This window comes from Nonomuraea sediminis (genome assembly GCF_018531495.1).
Classification (GTDB): Bacteria; Actinomycetota; Actinomycetes; order Streptosporangiales; family Streptosporangiaceae; genus Nonomuraea; species Nonomuraea sediminis.
Window position 1 is genome coordinate 392,706 of record NZ_JAHDTI010000001.1, and the last position, 16,760, is coordinate 409,465.

11 protein-coding genes and 9 tRNA genes are annotated in these 16,760 nt (G+C 70.6%); 6 read left to right on the plus strand and 14 right to left on the minus strand.

The genetic code is table 11. The features are described 5' to 3' along the window. Positions 1-357: 357 nt before the first annotated feature. From KIK09_RS01740 to KIK09_RS01755, 4 genes are all read left to right on the plus strand, one after another. Positions 358-1,404: a hypothetical protein gene (locus tag KIK09_RS01740; protein ID WP_214316821.1), complete on the plus strand. Its 1,047-nt coding sequence runs from the start codon at positions 358-360 to the stop codon at positions 1,402-1,404. Beyond that, positions 1,401-2,528, plus strand: coding sequence for a hypothetical protein (locus KIK09_RS01745; protein ID WP_214316822.1), 1,128 nt, complete (start codon positions 1,401-1,403; stop codon positions 2,526-2,528). Before KIK09_RS01740 ends, KIK09_RS01745 begins: the two co-directional genes overlap by 4 nt. 88 nt (positions 2,529-2,616) lie before the next feature. Continuing rightward, complete coding sequence (locus KIK09_RS01750; protein WP_250572618.1) at positions 2,617-3,156, plus strand: GNAT family N-acetyltransferase; 540 nt, start codon at positions 2,617-2,619, stop codon at positions 3,154-3,156. Positions 3,157-3,167: 11 nt separating this feature from the next. Beyond that, positions 3,168-4,676 (plus strand): acyl-CoA synthetase, encoded by a 1,509-nt coding sequence (locus KIK09_RS01755; RefSeq protein WP_214316824.1) that lies wholly within the window; start codon positions 3,168-3,170, stop codon positions 4,674-4,676. Here the strand turns inward: KIK09_RS01755 and KIK09_RS01760 are convergent. After that, entirely contained in the window at positions 4,673-6,187 is a 1,515-nt protein-coding gene (locus KIK09_RS01760) for a benzoate-CoA ligase family protein (RefSeq protein WP_214316825.1), read from the minus strand. The genes KIK09_RS01755 and KIK09_RS01760 overlap by 4 nt on opposite strands. Positions 6,188-6,266: 79 nt before the next feature. On the opposite strand from KIK09_RS01760, the gene KIK09_RS01765 reads away from it, so the two are divergent. Further along, positions 6,267-7,043 carry a PaaX family transcriptional regulator gene (locus KIK09_RS01765; protein ID WP_214316826.1) on the plus strand — a complete coding sequence of 259 codons (777 nt, stop codon included), beginning with the start codon at positions 6,267-6,269 and terminating at the stop codon, positions 7,041-7,043. Positions 7,044-7,053: 10 nt separating this feature from the next. Here KIK09_RS01765 and KIK09_RS01770 read toward each other — a convergent pair whose 3' ends face one another. Continuing rightward, positions 7,054-7,620 carry a mycothiol transferase gene (locus KIK09_RS01770; protein ID WP_214316827.1) on the minus strand — a complete coding sequence of 189 codons (567 nt, stop codon included), beginning with the start codon at positions 7,618-7,620 and terminating at the stop codon, positions 7,054-7,056. Between the two features lie 139 nt (positions 7,621-7,759). Between KIK09_RS01770 and KIK09_RS01775 the strand changes: the two genes are divergently transcribed. Next, positions 7,760-9,010 carry a serine hydrolase domain-containing protein gene (locus tag KIK09_RS01775; RefSeq protein WP_214316828.1) on the plus strand — a complete coding sequence of 417 codons (1,251 nt, stop codon included), beginning with the start codon at positions 7,760-7,762 and terminating at the stop codon, positions 9,008-9,010. Here the strand turns inward: KIK09_RS01775 and KIK09_RS01780 are convergent. From KIK09_RS01780 to boxC, 12 genes are all read right to left on the minus strand, one after another. Then, entirely contained in the window at positions 9,003-12,146 is a 3,144-nt protein-coding gene (locus tag KIK09_RS01780; RefSeq protein WP_214316829.1) for an ATP-binding protein, read from the minus strand. The genes KIK09_RS01775 and KIK09_RS01780 overlap by 8 nt on opposite strands. Positions 12,147-12,218: 72 nt before the next feature. Then, positions 12,219-12,287, minus strand: a tRNA-OTHER gene (locus tag KIK09_RS01785). A gap of 16 nt (positions 12,288-12,303) precedes the next feature. Next, positions 12,304-12,384: transfer RNA gene (locus KIK09_RS01790), tRNA-Tyr, on the minus strand. Positions 12,385-12,440: 56 nt separating this feature from the next. Beyond that, positions 12,441-12,512 (minus strand) — tRNA-Asp (locus tag KIK09_RS01795). A 46-nt stretch (positions 12,513-12,558) separates the two neighbouring features. Then, positions 12,559-12,631: transfer RNA gene (locus KIK09_RS01800), tRNA-Asn, on the minus strand. Between the two features lie 34 nt (positions 12,632-12,665). Then, a tRNA-Glu gene (locus KIK09_RS01805) sits at positions 12,666-12,739 on the minus strand. Next, a tRNA-Gly gene (locus KIK09_RS01810) sits at positions 12,731-12,820 on the minus strand. Before KIK09_RS01810 ends, KIK09_RS01805 begins: the two co-directional genes overlap by 9 nt. A gap of 10 nt (positions 12,821-12,830) precedes the next feature. Continuing rightward, positions 12,831-12,904: transfer RNA gene (locus tag KIK09_RS01815), tRNA-Leu, on the minus strand. Positions 12,905-12,950: 46 nt separating this feature from the next. Further along, positions 12,951-13,022: transfer RNA gene (locus tag KIK09_RS01820), tRNA-Gly, on the minus strand. Positions 13,023-13,032: 10 nt separating this feature from the next. After that, positions 13,033-13,106 (minus strand) — tRNA-Leu (locus tag KIK09_RS01825). A gap of 403 nt (positions 13,107-13,509) precedes the next feature. Continuing rightward, positions 13,510-14,910, minus strand: a complete 1,401-nt coding sequence (gene boxB, locus KIK09_RS01830) for a benzoyl-CoA 2,3-epoxidase subunit BoxB (protein ID WP_214316830.1) — start codon at positions 14,908-14,910, stop codon at positions 13,510-13,512. Positions 14,911-14,914: 4 nt separating this feature from the next. Beyond that, on the minus strand, positions 14,915-16,474 hold the full coding sequence (boxC, locus tag KIK09_RS01835) for a 2,3-epoxybenzoyl-CoA dihydrolase (protein WP_214316831.1): 1,560 nt from the start codon (positions 16,472-16,474) through the stop codon (positions 14,915-14,917). Positions 16,475-16,760: the final 286 nt, after the last annotated feature.

The following is a 16,760-nucleotide window of genomic DNA, read 5'->3' on the forward strand; positions in this document are numbered from 1 at the left end:
CGATGGTGGCCTTGACGAGTGCGGGCACTCCTGGTGATCGTTGGCCCGATCCGGGAGTGCCTGCCCGTGTGAGGGGGTGCCTGCCCGCGTCTGGTGCGAAAGCTGCGGCGGCCCGCGTGAATGCTTCATACTGAACCTTCACTGAATCTTCAGTTCAACTACACTTCTTTTCTGAAGTAAAGAGTTCCCTGGATTCCGAGCGGAAAACCCGGCACGCAAAGGCTTCCGGCGCTAGAGTGGGCCGACCAGCCCGCACACGACCTGTCGCGCCTGGTCAAAATAGTGCTCGCATCTGAGCATCAGTAGAGGTCTACTTAGATACTGAAGTTCAGATGAAGGGTGTAGACGATGGAGCCGATGGACGACGGAGTCCGGGCTCTGGCGCGACGGCTGCGAGAGCTGCGCACCGGGCACTGGGCCGACGTCAAGATCACCCAACCGATGCTGAGCCAGGCGCTCGGCGGCGCCAAGGGCCCGCTCAGCGTGGCGTTGATCTCCTCGTGGGAGTCCGACGTCCACCCCAAGATCCCGCCCAACGCCCGGCTCGAGGGCTACGCCACGCTGTTCTGCACCGACCGGTCGCTGCACGGCGGCAAGCTCCGCCTGCTGTCCGAGGACGAGCTCACCCCCGACGAGTTGCTGGCCCGCGACCGGCTCAGGGACGAGCTGCTGGCCCTGCGCTCGGCCGCGCTCGGCCAGCCGGTGCGCGAGGCTCCCACCGAGGGGTTCTGGCACTTCCCCGACGGCAAGCCGATCCGGCTGATCTGCGCCCAGCTGCCACCCAAGATGCTGCGCCGCATGCCGTACGTCGATCCTGACGACCCCGACTACGTCGAGCTGTACACCTACGCCGACCTGGACGCGCTGCTCGAGCTGTTCGGGCACATCCGCGCGGTCAATCCCGCAAGCGAGGTGCGCATCCGCAAGGCCGGCGCCGAGCCGCTGGCGGCCGACGACTACACCACCCACCTGGTGCTGATCGGCGGTGTCGACTGGAACGCCGTGACGCGCAGCGTGCTGGAGCAGCTGTCGCTGCCGGTCGAGCAGGTCGTCGACTGGGACAGCGAGAAGGGCCCGTACTTCCTGGCCGGCGACCAGCGCCACTACCCGACGCTGCGCGACGGAAAGCTGCACGAGGACGTCGCGCTCTTCTACCGCGGCGTCAGCCCGTTAAACCGCAAGCGCACGCTGACGATCTGCAACGGCATGTACGGCAGGGGCACCTACGGTGCCGTGCGCGCGCTCACCGACAGTCGCTTCCGCGACCGGAACACGGCCTACCTGCACAGCCGATTCTCCGAGGAGGAGTCCTTCGGCCTGGTCACCCGCGTCCCGGTGTTCGAGGGCGCGGTGATCACCCCCGACTGGACCGACGAGGAATCCCGGCTGTTCGAATGGCCATGACAGAGAACCACCACGGATCGCATCGGCACCTGCTGCTCGCCCACGACGCACCGGAGAGCGACGATCCGATCGACGCGATCATCGTGCCGACGGTACGGCCGGCCGTCTACCTCAGGCACGCCATCTCCCAGGCCAGGAAGCTCGGCTGCCCGCTGATCGCCCTGGCCAGCGGCCGGTACTACCAGCAGGGCTTCCACGACCTGCGCAAGGCCTGCGAACCCGATACAGAGGTGCACGCCCTGATCGTGGGCGACCCCGCGAACCTGGCGCTACCGGCGCTGCGGACCTCGACCGTGCCGCCGCCCTACCTGCGCCGCGGCACCGACACCGCGGCCAAGCGCAACCTCGGGCTGGTGCTGGCCAGGCTGCTCGGCTGGCGGCGGGTGATCTTCCTCGACGACGACATCACCGTGCCCGCCCCCGGCGACCTGAGGAAGGCCGCCGGGCTGCTCAGGACCTACAGCGCCGTCGGGCTGTCGGTGGGCGGGTTCCCTGACAACTCGGTCGCCTGCCACGCCTTCCGTGCGGTCGGCGGGCATCAGGAGACGTTCGTGGGGGGCGGCGCCCTCGCCATCGACGCCGGACATATCTCCTTTTTCCCGGACATCTACAACGAGGACTGGTTCTACCTGCTCGAGGACGACGGGCTCAGGCAGCTCGCGGTGACCGGGGCGGTCAAGCAGTACCCCTACGACCCGTTCCGCACCGTCGAGCGCGCCAAGAGCGAGGAGTTCGGCGACGTCCTGGCCGAGGGCGTCTTCTGGCTGCTCGACGAGGGCAGGAGCCCGCTCGAGGCCGACCTGGAGCACTGGCGGAAGTTCCTGCACAGGCGGGCGATGTTCCTGCGCGACATCCTCGACGGGATCCCCGGATGCGCGGCCGACCGAGGTGAGAGGGAGCGCATGGCCGCCGCGCTGCGGGCCGCGCTGCGCCGCCACGAGCTCATCACGCCGGAGCTGTGCGTCCGCTACCTGCACGCTTGGCGCGCCGACCGCAGGACGTGGCACGACTTCGTCGCCCGCCTGCGCCCCGCCCCGTCCGTCGAGGCCGCGATGGAGCGGCTCACCCTCAAGGGCAGACCCAAGCTGCCCGCCCTCCATCTGGCCGGACGCACGAACTTCTGACAAAGAAGCGGGAGCCGTTGGGCGGGTCCTGACAGACTTGCCGCCTAGAGGTTGTGACACCTCGATTTATCACCCGATCGTGAGTGTTATGCGTCATGTCCGCATTAGGACGGCTTTCGAGCAGGACCTGCCGGCCCTGGTGACCGCGCTCGGCCAGGAGCCGTACTTCGCGCACCAGCTGGCCAGGCAGCGCGCCGGTCACGGCCTGCTGCTCGTGGCCTGGCAGGTGTTCACCCCGGTGGGCGACGTCTACCTGTGGCTCGACGCCGCCGAGGAGCCCGAGCTGCGCGACCGCCTGCCCGGGGTGCCGCTGCTCACCCACCTCGAGGTCGCCCCGGATCACCGCAACCAGCGCATCGGCACCGAGCTGGTCCGCGCCGCCGAGGCCCATCTGCGCGAGCTCGGCCACGACAAGGTCGCGTTGGGCGTCGACCTGGACAATCCCCGCGTGTGCCGCCTCTACCGGCGGCTCGGCTACGCCGAGTGGCCCTACCCGCCGATCCGCACCACGCGCGACGTCTTCCTCCCCGACGGCGGCATCGAGCGGCAGGCCGACGCCTGCCGCATCCTGGTCAAGGACCTGCGGACGATGGGGCTAGGATCACCGAATATCGTTCGGCACACGTGACGGAGGCCCCCATGACGACCCGCCAGCATGCCATCGGGGATCTGTTGCGTCGTACTGCTGGGCGGCGGCCTGGCAAGGTGGCACTGGTGTACGGCGAGCGTCGCCGGAGCTACGCCGAGTTGGACGGCGAGGTCGATCGGATGGCCAACGCGCTGGCCGAGCGGGGCGTGGCCAAGGGCGACAGGTTCGCCCTGTTCAGCCATAACAATGATGATTTCGTGCTGGCCTACTTCGCGCTGGCGCGGCTGGGTGCGATCTCCGTGCCGATCAACTTCATGCTCGGGCCCGACGAGGTCGGCTACATCCTGGATCATTCGGGGGCCACGGGCATTCTTGCCGAGGACGCCCTGGTTCCGGTCGCGAACCAGGCCATCGACGGAAATATCGGTATCAGGGGGGTGATTGGCGAGGCGGACGGCTGGGAGCCCGTCACCGCGTGGCGGAGCGACGTGGAACGCCCCCAGGTGGAGATCGCCGACGACGACCCCATCCAGATCATGTACACCAGCGGCACCGAGTCCCGCCCCAAGGGCGCCACCCTGTCCAGCCGCAGCCTGATCGCCCAGTACGTGACGTGCCTGGTCGACGGCGAGATGGCCCACGACGACGTGGAGGTCCACTCGCTGCCGCTCTACCACTGCGCGCAGCTGCACTGCTTCCTCACGCCCGGCATCTACGTCGGCGCCACGAACATCGTCCTGGACAAGGCCGACCCGGCAGTGATCCTGGAGACGATCGAGCGTGAGAAGGCCACCAAGCTGTTCTGCCCGCCCACGGTCTGGATCGGCCTGCTGCGCCACCCGGACTTCGACAGGCGTGACCTGTCGTCGCTGCGCAAGGGCTACTACGGCGCCTCGATCATGCCGGTCGAGGTGCTCAAGGAGATCGCCGCCAGGCTGCCGCAGACGAGGCTGTTCAACTTCTACGGCCAGACCGAGATGGCCCCCGTCGCGACGATCCTGGGCCCGGACGAGCAGCTGACCAGGCTCGGCTCGGCGGGCCGCCCGGCGCTCAACGTCGAGACGCGCATCGTCGACGACGAGGACAGGCCGGTCGGCCCGGGCGTCGTGGGCGAGATCGTGCACCGCAGCCCGCACGCCATGCTCGGCTACTGGAACGACCCGGACAAGACGGCCGAGGCCTTCCGCGGCGGCTGGTTCCACAGCGGCGACCTGGGCGTCATGGACGCCGACGGCTACCTGTCGGTCGTCGACAGGAAGAAGGACATGATCAAGACCGGCGGCGAGAACGTGGCGAGCCGCGAGGTCGAGGAGGCCATCTACCAGCACCCGGCGGTCGCCGAGGCGGCCGTCTTCGGCGTGCAGGATCCCCGGTGGATCGAGGCGGTCACGGCCGTGGTGGTCCTGCGCGACGGCGCTGCGCTGACCGCCGAGGAGCTGATCTCCTTCCTGCGCGTACGGCTGGCGCCGTTCAAGGTGCCCAAGTCCGTCCGCTTCGTCGGCGCGCTGCCCAAGAACGCCAGCGGCAAGGTGCTCAAGCGGGAGCTGCGCGGCGGTTAGTCCGGCTTGCCGAGCAGGTCGGCGGCCACCTCCCTGATCGCCACCCGGCGGATCTTGCCGGTGGCGGTCTTGGGCAGTTCCTCGACCACCAGCACCTCGCGAGGCCGCTTGAAGGCGGCCAGGCCCTCGCGGCAGAACGCGACCAGCTCGGCGGCGTCCACGGCGTGCCCGGCGGCCGGGACGACGCAGGCGACCGGCTTCTCCAGCCCGTCGGCGTCGGTGTAGGCCACGACCGCGCACTCGGCGACCGACGGATGCTCCAGGAGCCTGGCCTCGACCTCCATCGGCGACACCCAGATGCCGCCCGCCTTGATCATGTCGTTGGAGCGGCCGAGGCAGGTGTAGTAGCCGTCCTCCGAGCGCACGTAGGTGTCGCCGGTGCGCAGCCACTCGCCCTGGAACACCTGGCGGGTGGTGGCCGTGCGGCACCAGTAGCCGGTGGCGATCGACTCGCCGCGCACGTACAGGTGCCCGGGGTCGCCGTCCTTGACTGGCGCGCCGAGGTCGTCGAGGAGTTTGGCCTCGTATCCGGGCACGACGGTTCCCGTGCTGCCCGGCCGTACCTGGCCGGGGCGGTTGGAGATGAAGATGTGCAGCGCCTCGGTCGAGCCGAGGCCGTCGATGACGTCCACGCCGAAGCGGGTGGTGAAGCGGCGGTAGATCTCGGCAGGGAGCGCCTCGCCAGCCGACACGGCCAGCCGTACGGAAGAGAAGGCGTCGGCGGGGGCGGCGGTGGCCAGCAGCGCGGCGAAGAACGTCGGGCCCGCGTAGAACAGCGTGGGCGCTTCGGCGCGGACGCGGGCGAGCACGCCGTCGGGTGTGGGGCGGGCCGGGTCGAGGATCGCGGTGGCGCCGGCCGACAGCGGGAAGAACAGCGAGTTGCCCAGGCCGTAGGCGAAGAACAGGCGCGCGACGGAGAAGCAGCGGTCGTCCTGCCCGATGCCGAGCACCTGGCCGGCGTAGGTCTCGCAGACGTCGCGGATCGAGCCGTGCCGGTGCATGGCCGCCTTCGGCGCACCGGTCGTGCCGGAGGTGTAGAGCCACAGCGCCGGCGAGTCGGGCCAGGTGTCGTACGGCCCGGCCGTGCCGTGGGCCATCAGGTCCGGCCAGGAGGCGGCGGTGATCAGGGTCTCGGCCTCGGGGGCGTACGGCAGGGCGTCGCGGACGACCGGCTCGTACTCCTCCGTGGCGATCACCACCCTGGCCCTGGCGTCCCGGATGAGCGCGCCGAGCTCGGCGGCGTTGTACATGGTCGACACGGGCACCGCGACCGCGCCGATCCGCATCGCGGCCAGGATCGCGATCAGCGTCTCCGGGCGGTCGGACATGACCATGAGGACGCGTTCCTCGGGGCGCACGCCGATCGCCCGCAGCCCCGCGGCGTACGCGGAGACCCGCTCGGCGAGCTCGGCGTAGGTGAGGGATCCCGCGGGCCCTGTGACCGCGAGATGGTCGCCGCGGCCGGCGTCGAGCTGGCGATCGACGAGATAGACGCTGGCGTTGAACGACATCGCCGTCACCCCAATCCTCGGGTAGACAAATCTTCTACACAGAATTGATGGGCCGTCAATGACTTGTAGCATTGATTGCGTGAGTGCGAGATCGCTGCTGCTGACGGTCCTGGGTGAGTACGTGCTCCCGCAGGACGAGCCCGCGTGGACCTCGACGCTCCTGCGGGTGCTCGGCGGGCTGGGCGTGGAGGAGAAGGCGGCCCGCCAGGCCCTCTCACGCACGGCGGCGGACGACTGGCTGGCGGCCGAGCGGTCGGGGCGGCGGGTGCGCTGGGCGCTCACGCCGCGCGGGCGGGAGCTGCTGAGCGAGGGCGCGCAGCGCATCTACGCCTTCGGCCGTGACAGGGAGCCGTGGGACGGCCGCTGGGTCGTGCTGATCACCAGCGTGCCGGAGTCCCGCCGCGAGCTGCGCCACCAGCTGCGCACCCGGCTCACCTGGGCGGGCTTCGGCAGCCCCGCGCCCGGGGTGTGGGTGAGCCCGCACGCCTCCCGCGAGGCGGAGGCCAAGCAGGTCGTGGAGTCACTCGGCCTGGAGGCCTACTCCTTCAACGGCCCCTACGCGGGCATCGGCGCGGAGCGCACCCTGGTCGAGCAGGCCTGGCACCTCGGGGAGCTGGCGGGGCACTACCAGGACTTCATCCAGCGCTTCGCCGGCATGCGCCCGCCCCCGGGTGAGGGGATACTGCTCGCGCAGATCAGGCTCGTCCACGCCTGGCGCCACTTCCCCATGCTCGATCCCCGCCTGCCGCTCGAGCTGCTCCCGCCCGACTGGATCGGCGTCCGCGCCGCCAACGTCTTCCACGACCTCCACGAGTCCTGGCTCACCCCTGCCCGGACCCACTGGATGACCCTCTAGCGCGGCCCGGTCAGCCGGACTTCGGGTGCCAGCCCGCGGGTGGGTCTTCGCCGACCACGCCGTCGACGGCCTCGCGGAGCAGGTCGGCGTGTCCGGTGTGCCGGCCGTACTCCTCGATCAGGTCGCAGACCAGGCGGCGCAGGCTGACGTGCCGCCCGTCGGGGAAGGAGAGGTGGACGAGCTGGTCGAGCCCGCCGGTGGCCAGGGACGCGTCGAGCGTCGCGCGGGAACGTTCGATGGTGGTGTCCCAGAGGGCGTAGAGGTATTCGGGGGTGTCGTCGGCGGCCGAGTTGAAGTCCCAGTCGGGGTCGGCGGCCCAGTCCGCGCCGTCCCACGGCGGGCCGAGCGGCGTCCCGCTGAGTTTGGTGCTGAACATCTGGTCCTCGGCGCATGCGAGGTGCTTGAGCAGGGCGCCCAGCGTCAGCGAGGAGGCGCCGATGCGGGTCCGCAGCCCTGCCTCGTCGAGGTCGTCGGCCTTCCAGCGGAAGGTCGTGCGCAGGCGGTCGAGCGCGCCGACGAGGTGTTCGGCCTCGGTGCCCGCGGCGGGCGGTTCCCACCAGTAGTCGCTGTTGGTCATGGCCGCCACCGTAGACCCCATTCCGGACGTTCCACGTCCGGTATCGGTAGTGCGCTGCCAGCGTGCTGAGAGTGGTTTGTGAGCGGCCGGTTGGAGGGTGAGGGGCGTTCTCATCACCTATCAGCCGGAGGAACGGTCAATGTCCCAACGTGTTTCGTCGACTCCCGCGGTGCGGCTGCGTGTGGTCACGGCTTCGGTGCTGCTCGCGAGTGTGGCCGGGGTGTCCCCGGCTGTCGCGGCCGCGCCGTACGAGGGCGGCGCCGAGGCGCGGCGCGCTCAGATCCAGCAGTTGGCGCGGAAGCTGGTGGAGGCCGGGGCGCCCGGCGTGATCGTGCGGGTCGACGACGGCCGCGGACGGCCGGTCGAGGTCGCCGAGCAGGCCCCATGGACCAGACGGGATCACCTGCTCACGGCGGGGGACGAGTTCCGGATGGGGTCCAACACCAAGACCATGATGGCCACGCTCGTGTTGCAACTGGTCGCCGAGGGCAAGCTCGCCCTGACCGACCCGGTGGCGAAGTGGCTGCCCGGCAAGGTGCCCAACGGCGGGGCGATCACGGTGCGCATGCTGCTGAACCACACCAGCGGCCTGTTCGACTACACCAAGGATCCCGCGATCCGGCCGTCGATCCTCGGCAAGGATCGGCGGCGGTGGACCTCGGCGAAGCTGCTCGCCGTGGGGGTCAGGCACGATCCGCTGTTCGCGCCGGGCACGAAGTGGTCCTACAGCAACACCAACTACGCGGCGATCGGCGCCGTCCTGGAGCGGGTCACCGGGGCGAGCCTGGCCGACCTGGTCCGGGATCGGATCGCCCGGCCGCTCAACCTCGAACACACCTACTTCGCCACGGACCCGACCTGGCGCGGCTCCCATGCCCACGGCTACGAACGGGATGCCGCCCACATGCCTCCGGCTGTGCCGGTCGCGTTCAGGAGCTTCGCCGGGACGCGCCACCACGGACACGTGGACGTCTCCGGCAACGACCCCGGATGGGGCGGGGCGGCCGGGGCGATGGTGTCCACCGCGCGGGACTGGTCCCGGTTCACCACCGCGTTGATGTCCGGCAAGCTGCTGCCCGCCGCCCAGCTGGCACAGCTGCGCACGACCGTGCCGGTGGACCCGAAGCAGCCGGACGGACCCGGCTACGGGCTCGGCATCCAGACCGGTGCTCATCCGTGCGGCACGTTCTGGGGCCACGACGGCGGCATCCCCGGCTACCTCACCACCGGCATCACCGACCGCGCCGGCACCCGCTCGGCGACCGTCCTCATCTCGACCGAGGCCTGGTCCGAGTTCGAGGCCGACCCGAAGATCGCCAAAGCCGCCCAGGCGCTCCAAATGGCCGTGACCTGCACGATGTTCGGCAAGCCCGTGCCGCCCGCTAGCTGACCGGCGCGGCGATGGTCGCGGTGACCAGGGCTTCGGCCTCGGCCCTCGACATCGCCGCACCCGCGGAGTGCGCGGCGGCGAACCCGGCGGCCCCCAGGGCGCCCGTGGCCCGCTGGGTGATCGTTCGCACGTCGTGGTCGCCGCGGTCTTCCCTGCCCCGCAGCACTGAGGCGGCCCCGAGCAGCCGTCCCGCCCGCTCCGGCCGGTCGTGGCACAGCTCGATCGCGGCGGCCGCGAGCGCGATCGCGGCCGCGACCGGCGTGTGCCAGGTCAGCGTCAGGTGCACCGCCGGATGGTCGAGCCGGCGCACCGCCTCGTCGGGGAAACCCTCGGCGACGTCCACCTGGGCGAGCACGCCCAGCAGCAACGCGGTCAGGTGCGGAGTCGACCGGCCGGGTGACGCCTCGGCCAGCCCGGCCAGGGCGTGGTCGCGGGCCGGGCCCGGCCGCCCGGTTCGCCACTCCAGCCGCGCCAGACCGAGACACACCTGGGCTCGCGACTCCGCCGACCCTGCCTGGTCGAGCAGGGCCGTCAACTGCCGCCGCCCGCCGTTCACATCGCCTGCCTCCGCCCGGTTGAGTGCGGCCGCCACCTCGTTCTCCGTCGTGTGCTCGGGCATGCCAAGTTCCTGGAAGTACCGGGTCGCCCGCTCTGCCAACTCGGGCGCGCCGCTCGGTTCGCCAGAGCGCTGCAACGCCGCGTTCAGGGTGCTCAGCGTGATCGCCAGGCCCCACCGGTCGCCGAGTTCCTCGAAACCGGTCAGCGCGAGCGACAGCGGGTGCCTCGCCTCGGCGGCGTGCCCGGCGTTCATGGTCAGCACACCGTGAACCATCAGAGCCAGCGATCGGCTCCACGGATCCGTCCACTCCACGGGTGCGGTTCCTTCATGGCCTGAGCTCACGGCGAGCGCCAGCCGGGCCATCTCCAGAACGGGGTGGGCGCCGGGTTCGACGCACTCCAGCGCCTTCCTGATCTGGTCGAAGGCCGCTTCCGCCTCGTCCGGCCGGCCGATGGTCTCGGTGGTGGCGAGCGCGTGCGCGACGACCACCAGCGCGCGTGCCTGCGGCTGGGTCGAGCCGGGGACCTGGAGCACCCGGCCGAGCAGGTCCAGCGACTCCGGCGGGTGGTCCCGCAGCAGCCAGTACCAGCACAGCGCGGCGCCGAACCGGACCGCGAGGTCGGCGTCGCCGTACTCGACCGCCCAGCGGATCGCGGCCGACAGGTTGTCCCGTTCCGCGGACAGCCGCGCCAGCCAGCGCAGCTGGTCGGACGTGCGCAGGTACGGGTCCGCGGTCTCGGCCAGCTGAAGGAAGAACCTCGCGTGCCGCTCGCGTACGACGTCGACCTCGTCACGCCGGGCCAGCCGCGCGAGGCCGTACTCCCGGATGGTCTCGAGCAGGCGGTAGCGCGGCTCGACCGGGTCGGCAGGCTCCACCGGGTGCAGCAGAGACTTGTCGACCAGTGCCGTCAGCAGCTCCCGGACGTCACCCGACCGGCCGATCGCCTCGGCCGCGTCCTCGGTGAAGCTGCCGGGCACGACCGCCAGCCGTTCCAGCAGCGCTCGCTCGCCGGCGTCGAGCAGGTCCCAGCTCCAGGCCACCGCGGCGCTCAAGGTCCGGTGTCGCGGCAATGCCGTACGGCTGCCGCCGGTGAGCAGCCGGAAGCGGTCGTCGAGCCGTGCCGCGACCGCCTCGACCGGCAGGGCGCGCAACTGCGCCGCGGCCAGCTCGATCGCCAGCGGCAAGCCGTCCAGGCGGCGGCAGATCTCGACCGCCGCGGCCAGCGCGCCCCCTTCCGGAGCGAAGCCCGGACGGACGGCGGCGGCCCGGTCGTGGAAGAGCCGGACCGCCGCGCAGGCGCGGGCCCGATCGGCCGTCGCCCCCGGTTCTGGCAGTTCCAGCGGGAGCACCGGGTGCAGGGTCTCGCCGTCGATCCGCAGGGATTCCCGGCTGGTGGCCAGGACCCGCAGCCTCGGGCAGCGGCCGAGAAGGGTCTCGGCGAGCGTCGCGGCGGCCTCGATCACGTGCTCGCAGTTGTCCAGCACCAGCACCAGGTCGTCGTCGGCGAGGATCTCGACCAGGTGGTCCAGCACCCGGCCCTGGGTGACCGGCCGATCTTCGCGCGCCCGCACCAGGTCGAGCACCGCGCGGGGCACCTCGTCCGCGCTGACCGGGGCCAGCGGGACGAACCACACCCCGCCTGACGGCGTGAGCTGCCGGCCGACGGTGCCGGCCAGCCGGGTCTTGCCCGATCCTCCGGGACCGATCAGGGTGACCAGCCGAGCTCGGCCGAGCAGATCCACCACGCGGCGTACGTCGTCGTCGCGGCCCACGAAGCTGGTGAGCGGGACGTCCAGGTTGCCGTGCGATCGGCGGGACCTGGGGAGTTCACCGCGCAGCACCGCCAGGTGGGCCTCCTGCAGCTGCGGTCCTGGATCGCTGCCGAAACTGTCCGCCAGCAGGCCGCGGATCCGCTGGTAGGCGGCCAGCGCCTCGGCGCCTCGGCCGTTCAGCGCCAGGGCTCGGATCAGCTGGGCGTGCAGCCGCTCGCGCAACGGGTGCGCGGCGGTCAGCGACTCGAGCTCGGCGACCAGGTCGAGGTCGGCGCCCAGCGCGAGATCGGCTTCGACCCGGTCCTCCAGAGCGGCCAACCGGGCCCGCTCCAGCCGTTCGGCCTCGGCCGCGGCGAACGGCGCCTCGCGCACGTCCGCCAAGGCGGGGCCGCGCCACAGGCTCAGGGCCTCGCGCAGGGTGGCGGCGGCCTCGGCGGGCCGCGACTGCGCGTACGCGTGCCGGCCCGCGCGGACCAGCCGCTCGAACCGGACGGCGTCGACCGCGTCCGGCTCGACGGCCAGCCGGTATCCGGCCGGGCCCGAGGCGAGCAGGTCGGCGTCGCCCAGGACGCGCCGCAACCGGGACACCAGCGATTGCAGCGCGTGCACGTGGTCGTCCGGTGCCACCTCGCCCCACAGCGCCTCGACGAGGGTCGCCGGCCGTACGGCATGCCCGGCCTCCAGCACCAGCCGGGCCAGCAACGCCCGCAGCCGCGCGCCCCCGACCCGCGCCGGGCCGGCGGGGGTCTCCAGCGTCAGGGGACCGAGGACGCCGACGCGCACCTGTCCACTCGCATGTGCCATGGCCAGTACTTTGGCAGATATCGCCTCCTGGTCCGGCATCGCTCCACAGGGAAGACACCGTGAGCCGTCAAGAGACGCAGGCGAGAATCGAACTCGCTCCGGCGGCTTTGCAGGCCGCCTTCCGCACCAGCGAACTGCGCCAGGTTCCCTGGCGGTGTGCGCGAGGACGGGGTCGAACCGCCACAGCCGAGGCGTTCGGTTTACAGCCGGGTGGGCTCTCCACGTGCCCAGCTCGCGCATGAGGGTGACCTCCTGGGTTCCAGGGGCCCCGGCCTTCAAGGCTTGCTTCGCAGGCGCCCGCGACCGGATTCGAACCGGCATCCGCCGCCTTGACAAGGCGGAGCTCTCCCGTTGAGCTACACGAGCAGGCAGGGGACCGGCTCGAGGGCCGCTATCGTGGCCTGTCCCCTTGCTCCGGCGGCAGGATTCGAACCTGCGCCTGGCGGATTAACAATCCGCTGCCCTGCCGACTGGGCGACGCCGGAATGATCACTCCCGGGCGCCTGGGCGCGGGAGCCGTACCCCGTACCGGATTCGAACCGGTGATCTCCTGATTGAAAATCAGGCGTCCTTACCATCTAGACCAACGGGGCTGGGATTCGAACCCATGAGGACCGCACGCGGCCCCGCGACCCTTGGCAGGGGTGCCCGATCAGCCGCTCCGGCACCTCTCCGAGACATGCGTGCCGCCCCTGGGATTCGAACCCAGACTGTCCGCGTCCTGAGCACGGCGCCTCCTGCCGTTGGGCTAGAGCGGCAATGTCCTCCTCCGGCGGGCGAGTGCTCGCGTGCCGGTGAGGCAGGAGTGGGTGACGGGACTCGAACCCGTCCTACGAGCGTGGCATGCTCGCGTGCGACCGCTGACACTTCACCCACGAAACTCGCGTACGTCCGGCGGGAGTCGAACCCGCACCCTCCGGCTCCTCGGGCCGGCGCCTCTGCCAGTTGGGCCACGGACGCATCCGTTCTGGTGTCTTCCGCTGTGGAGTTGTCAATGGTGAGCAGACCCGTCCACTCGAAAGTGCGGGTTTCGCATCGAATCTGCATTTCCTCGGTTTTGGAAATGAAAGAAGCCGCCCCGGATATCGTGGACGGCTTCGCGGTGACCCTGGGTTGGGTTATCCGGAGGCCGGCCAGCATGTGAGGTCGCTACCGAGCAGCGCGAGATGCCTACACAGGCACCGCCGCAGCAACGGATTGGCTTCGCGCTTCACGGATATCCTTCCTCACTGACTCGGGCTTGCGTGTCCAATGCCATTGGACCAGACAGGCAGGGTCCGGCGCCAACACATTTTCTGTCTCTTATGACGCCCCACAGTAGCTGCGCTCCGGTGGAATTGCCACCGCATTAATGCGACGTTTCCTAGAAGTGGACGTACTCGTAGTCCAAGGGTCGGCCGTTGATACCGTTGCGCGGAGGCGCGAGCCAGGCGGCGATCTTGCCGGGTTCGTAGACGGGGCGCATCAGGGACCGGACGAAGGTCTTGTCGTCGGGGGTGGGGAGCCAGTCGCCGCGATGGGTTTCCCAGGTGGGCTGGTCGATGACGCGGCCCGATGGGGTGACGTGGTGGCCGGCGAAAGCGCCGACCTGGCGGTTGAAGGCGACGTGCGGCAGGTAGAGCGTGCCGAGGCCGCCGAGGATGCGGTTCCAGCGGTTCACGCCCGTGACGCAGTCGGTGACGTACTCCGCGCGGAGGTCGGCGTTGAGCGCCGTCAGGGCGGGGATCTCGACGTCCACGAGCCGGCCGTGCTCGATCTGCTGGATGGTGGCCGACGACGAGGTCAGGACGTGGTCGTCGGCGCGGCGGGACTCCTGCCAGCGGCCCTTGAGCCCGGCGGTGTAGTAGTTGGCCACGTTCGTGGAGGTCTCGCCGCCGAAGAGGTCCAGGCTCACGCTGTAGTGGAAGTTGATGTACTTCTGGATGACATTCAGCGGGATGGCGCCATATTTCTGGATGTCGTCGGTGTCGTGTTCGCGCATCACCTGCGCCGCCCGCTCCACCACCCGGTCGACCCCGGTGGTGCCCACGAACATGTGGTGGGCCTCCTCCTTCAGCATGAACTCGCAGGTACGGCTGAGCGGATCGAAGGCCGACTCCTTCAGCGTGCCGAGCTGGTACTTGCCGTCCCGGTCGGTGAAGTAGGTGAACATGAAGAACGACAGCCAGTCGGGCGTCTCCTCGTTGAAGGCGCCCAGGATGCGCGGCGAATCCTCGCTGCCCGAGTTGCGCAGCAGCAGCGCCTCCGCCTCGTCCCGGCCGCTGCGCCCGAAGTAGGCGTGCAGCAGGTAGACCATCGCCCACAGGTGCCGCCCCTCCTCGACGTTGACCTGGAAGAGGTTGCGCAGGTCGTACAGGCTGGGCGCGGTCAGGCCGAGCCTGCGCTGCTGCTCGACGCTGGCGGGCTCGGTGTCGCCCTGCACGACGATGAGCCGCTGCAGCTCGGCCCGGAACTCGCCGGGCACCTGCTGCCAGACGGGCTGCCCCTTGTTCTGGCCGAACCCGATGCGCCGGTCGGGGTCGCGCTCGGCCAGGAAGATGCCCCACCGGTATTCGGGCAGCGCCACGTGGTCGAAGTGCGCCCACCCCTCGCGGCCGACGGCCACGGCGGTGCGCAGGTAGACGTCCTGGGTGGGCAGCGCGGGCCCCATCTCGCCCCACCACTGCAGGAAGCGCGGCTGCCACGACTCGAGCGCCCGCTGCAGCCGGCGGTCGTCGGCGAGGTCGACGTTGTTCGGAATGCGCTCGCTGTAGTCGATCGACATGCCGTCACACCCTCGTTCGGTCGTAGTCGGGGCGCCGGCCGGTGCCGTAGCGGCGCAGGGCGCCGTCGGGGCCGGAGGCGTTGGGGCGGTTGAAGATCCAGTTCTGCCAGGCGGCGAGGCGGGCGAAGATCTTGGTCTCCATGGTCTCCGGCCCGGCGAAGCGCAGGTTGGCCTCCAGGCCGGTGAGCGCGTCGGGGCTGAGCGCGGCGCGCTCCTCCAGGGCGATGCGGATCTCGTCGTCCCAGTCGAGGTCGTCGGGGGCGAAGGTGACCAGCCCGAGCTCGAGCGCTTCCTGCGCACCGATGGGCCGCCCGGCCTCCGGTTCGAGCTTGTCCAGGTTGCGCGAGGCGAGCCTGGACAGGCCATTGCCCATCGGGTATTTGCCGAAATTGGCGTCGGTGAGGGTGATCGTGACGTCCGGGTCGTCGAGCATGTACTGCCGGTCGCAGGCCAGCGCCAGCTCCAGCAGCGGCCCGGCGAAGCAGCTGCCCGGCTCGACGAGCGCGATGAGGCTGCGGCTGGTCACGTCCAGCCGTTTGAGCGTCCGCTTGAAGAAGTGCCGCATCTCGCTGTACGGCAGGCGTCCGGAATCCGGGTCGTGCCGCGCGACCAGAGCGGGATCGCCCTGGGTCCTGATCACCCAGGTGCCCAGGGACGGCTCGTTGGTGCGCAGCCGGAGGATCAGGTCGTCCAGCTCACGCGTCATCCGCAGGAACCACGAGTCGGTGTCCACCGCAGGCGCCGGGTGGGGTTCGTCGCGCGGACCGTGCACGGTGATCGTGACGATCCCGTCGCCCGTGGACGCCTCGACGGTGGAGTAGGCGGTGATCGGCGTCAGCCGGATCGCCTCGCCTTCGGGGCGGGTGGAGCGGGAGGCGGCCTGCGTGGCGGCCTGCCGTACGGTCTCGGCGAAGCGGCTGCGCGGGACGGCCTCGTCGGCCAGCCCCCAGGCGACGGCGCGCTGCCCGCGCACGCCCTCGGGGCTGGTGGCGAATGCGTCGGCAAGGTCGCGGCGGACGCGGCGCTTGTCGGTGACGCGGGTGAGCCCGCCGGTGCCGGGCAGCACGCCGAGCAGCGGCACCTCGGGCAGCGACACCGCGGTGGAGCCGTCGTCGACCAGGATGATGCGGTCGCAGGCCAGCGCCAGCTCGTAGCCGCCGCCGGCCGCGGTGCCGTTGACGGCCGCCAGGTAGGTCTGGCCGGAGTGCAGGGTGGCGTCCTCGATGGCGCAGCGCGTCTCGTTGGTGAACTTGCAGAAGTTGACCTTCCAGGCGTGCGAGGACTGGGCCAGCATGCGGATGTTGGCGCCCGCGCAGAACACCCTGTCCAGCCCGCCGGTGAGGACGACCGCGCGCACCTCGGGGTGCTCGAAGCGCAGCCGCTGCACGGCGTCGTGCAGCTCGATGTCGACGCCCAGATCGTAGGAGTTGAGCTTGAGGTCGTAGCCGGGCGCGATCCCGCCGGACTCGTCGACCGCGAGCACGATCGTGGCGACCTCACCGTCGACCTCCAGCCGCAGGTGCCGGTAGCGACCGGGATCGGTATCAAAGGAAACCTCGGCCATGCCTCCAAGTTCAACAGCCCCGTTTCGCGCCGTCAAGCTTTAGTAGACAACCATCTCCCCGTACAGCAGCAGACAACCATCTCTCTGTACAGCAGCAGACAACCCCTTGCTCGTACGGCAAGGCCGCCGCCACCGGCCGCCCTCCGCACTCCGCCTGATGACCCGCGCCCGGCGCTGACGGCGAGTCGATGCCACTCACCCGCCGTCACGCCGCCAGCTAACCGGGCACCCCGGACCACCAGGCGCACCTTCAACCCGGGCCGAGCCCACCACCCAACTCGAGCAC

Coding starts and splice junctions, on each gene's coding strand:
- KIK09_RS01740 (WP_214316821.1), top strand. CDS start 358: ATGGACGACGGAGTCCGGGCTCTGGCGCGACGGCTGCGAGAGCTGCGC.
- KIK09_RS01745 (WP_214316822.1), top strand. CDS start 1,401: ATGACAGAGAACCACCACGGATCGCATCGGCACCTGCTGCTCGCCCAC.
- KIK09_RS01750 (WP_250572618.1), top strand. CDS start 2,617: ATGCGTCATGTCCGCATTAGGACGGCTTTCGAGCAGGACCTGCCGGCC.
- KIK09_RS01755 (WP_214316824.1), top strand. CDS start 3,168: ATGACGACCCGCCAGCATGCCATCGGGGATCTGTTGCGTCGTACTGCT.
- KIK09_RS01760 (WP_214316825.1), bottom strand. CDS start 6,187: ATGTCGTTCAACGCCAGCGTCTATCTCGTCGATCGCCAGCTCGACGCC.
- KIK09_RS01770 (WP_214316827.1), bottom strand. CDS start 7,620: ATGACCAACAGCGACTACTGGTGGGAACCGCCCGCCGCGGGCACCGAG.
- KIK09_RS01775 (WP_214316828.1), top strand. CDS start 7,760: ATGTCCCAACGTGTTTCGTCGACTCCCGCGGTGCGGCTGCGTGTGGTC.
- KIK09_RS01780 (WP_214316829.1), bottom strand. CDS start 12,146: ATGGCACATGCGAGTGGACAGGTGCGCGTCGGCGTCCTCGGTCCCCTG.
- boxB (WP_214316830.1), bottom strand. CDS start 14,910: ATGTCGATCGACTACAGCGAGCGCATTCCGAACAACGTCGACCTCGCC.
- boxC (WP_214316831.1), bottom strand. CDS start 16,474: ATGGCCGAGGTTTCCTTTGATACCGATCCCGGTCGCTACCGGCACCTG.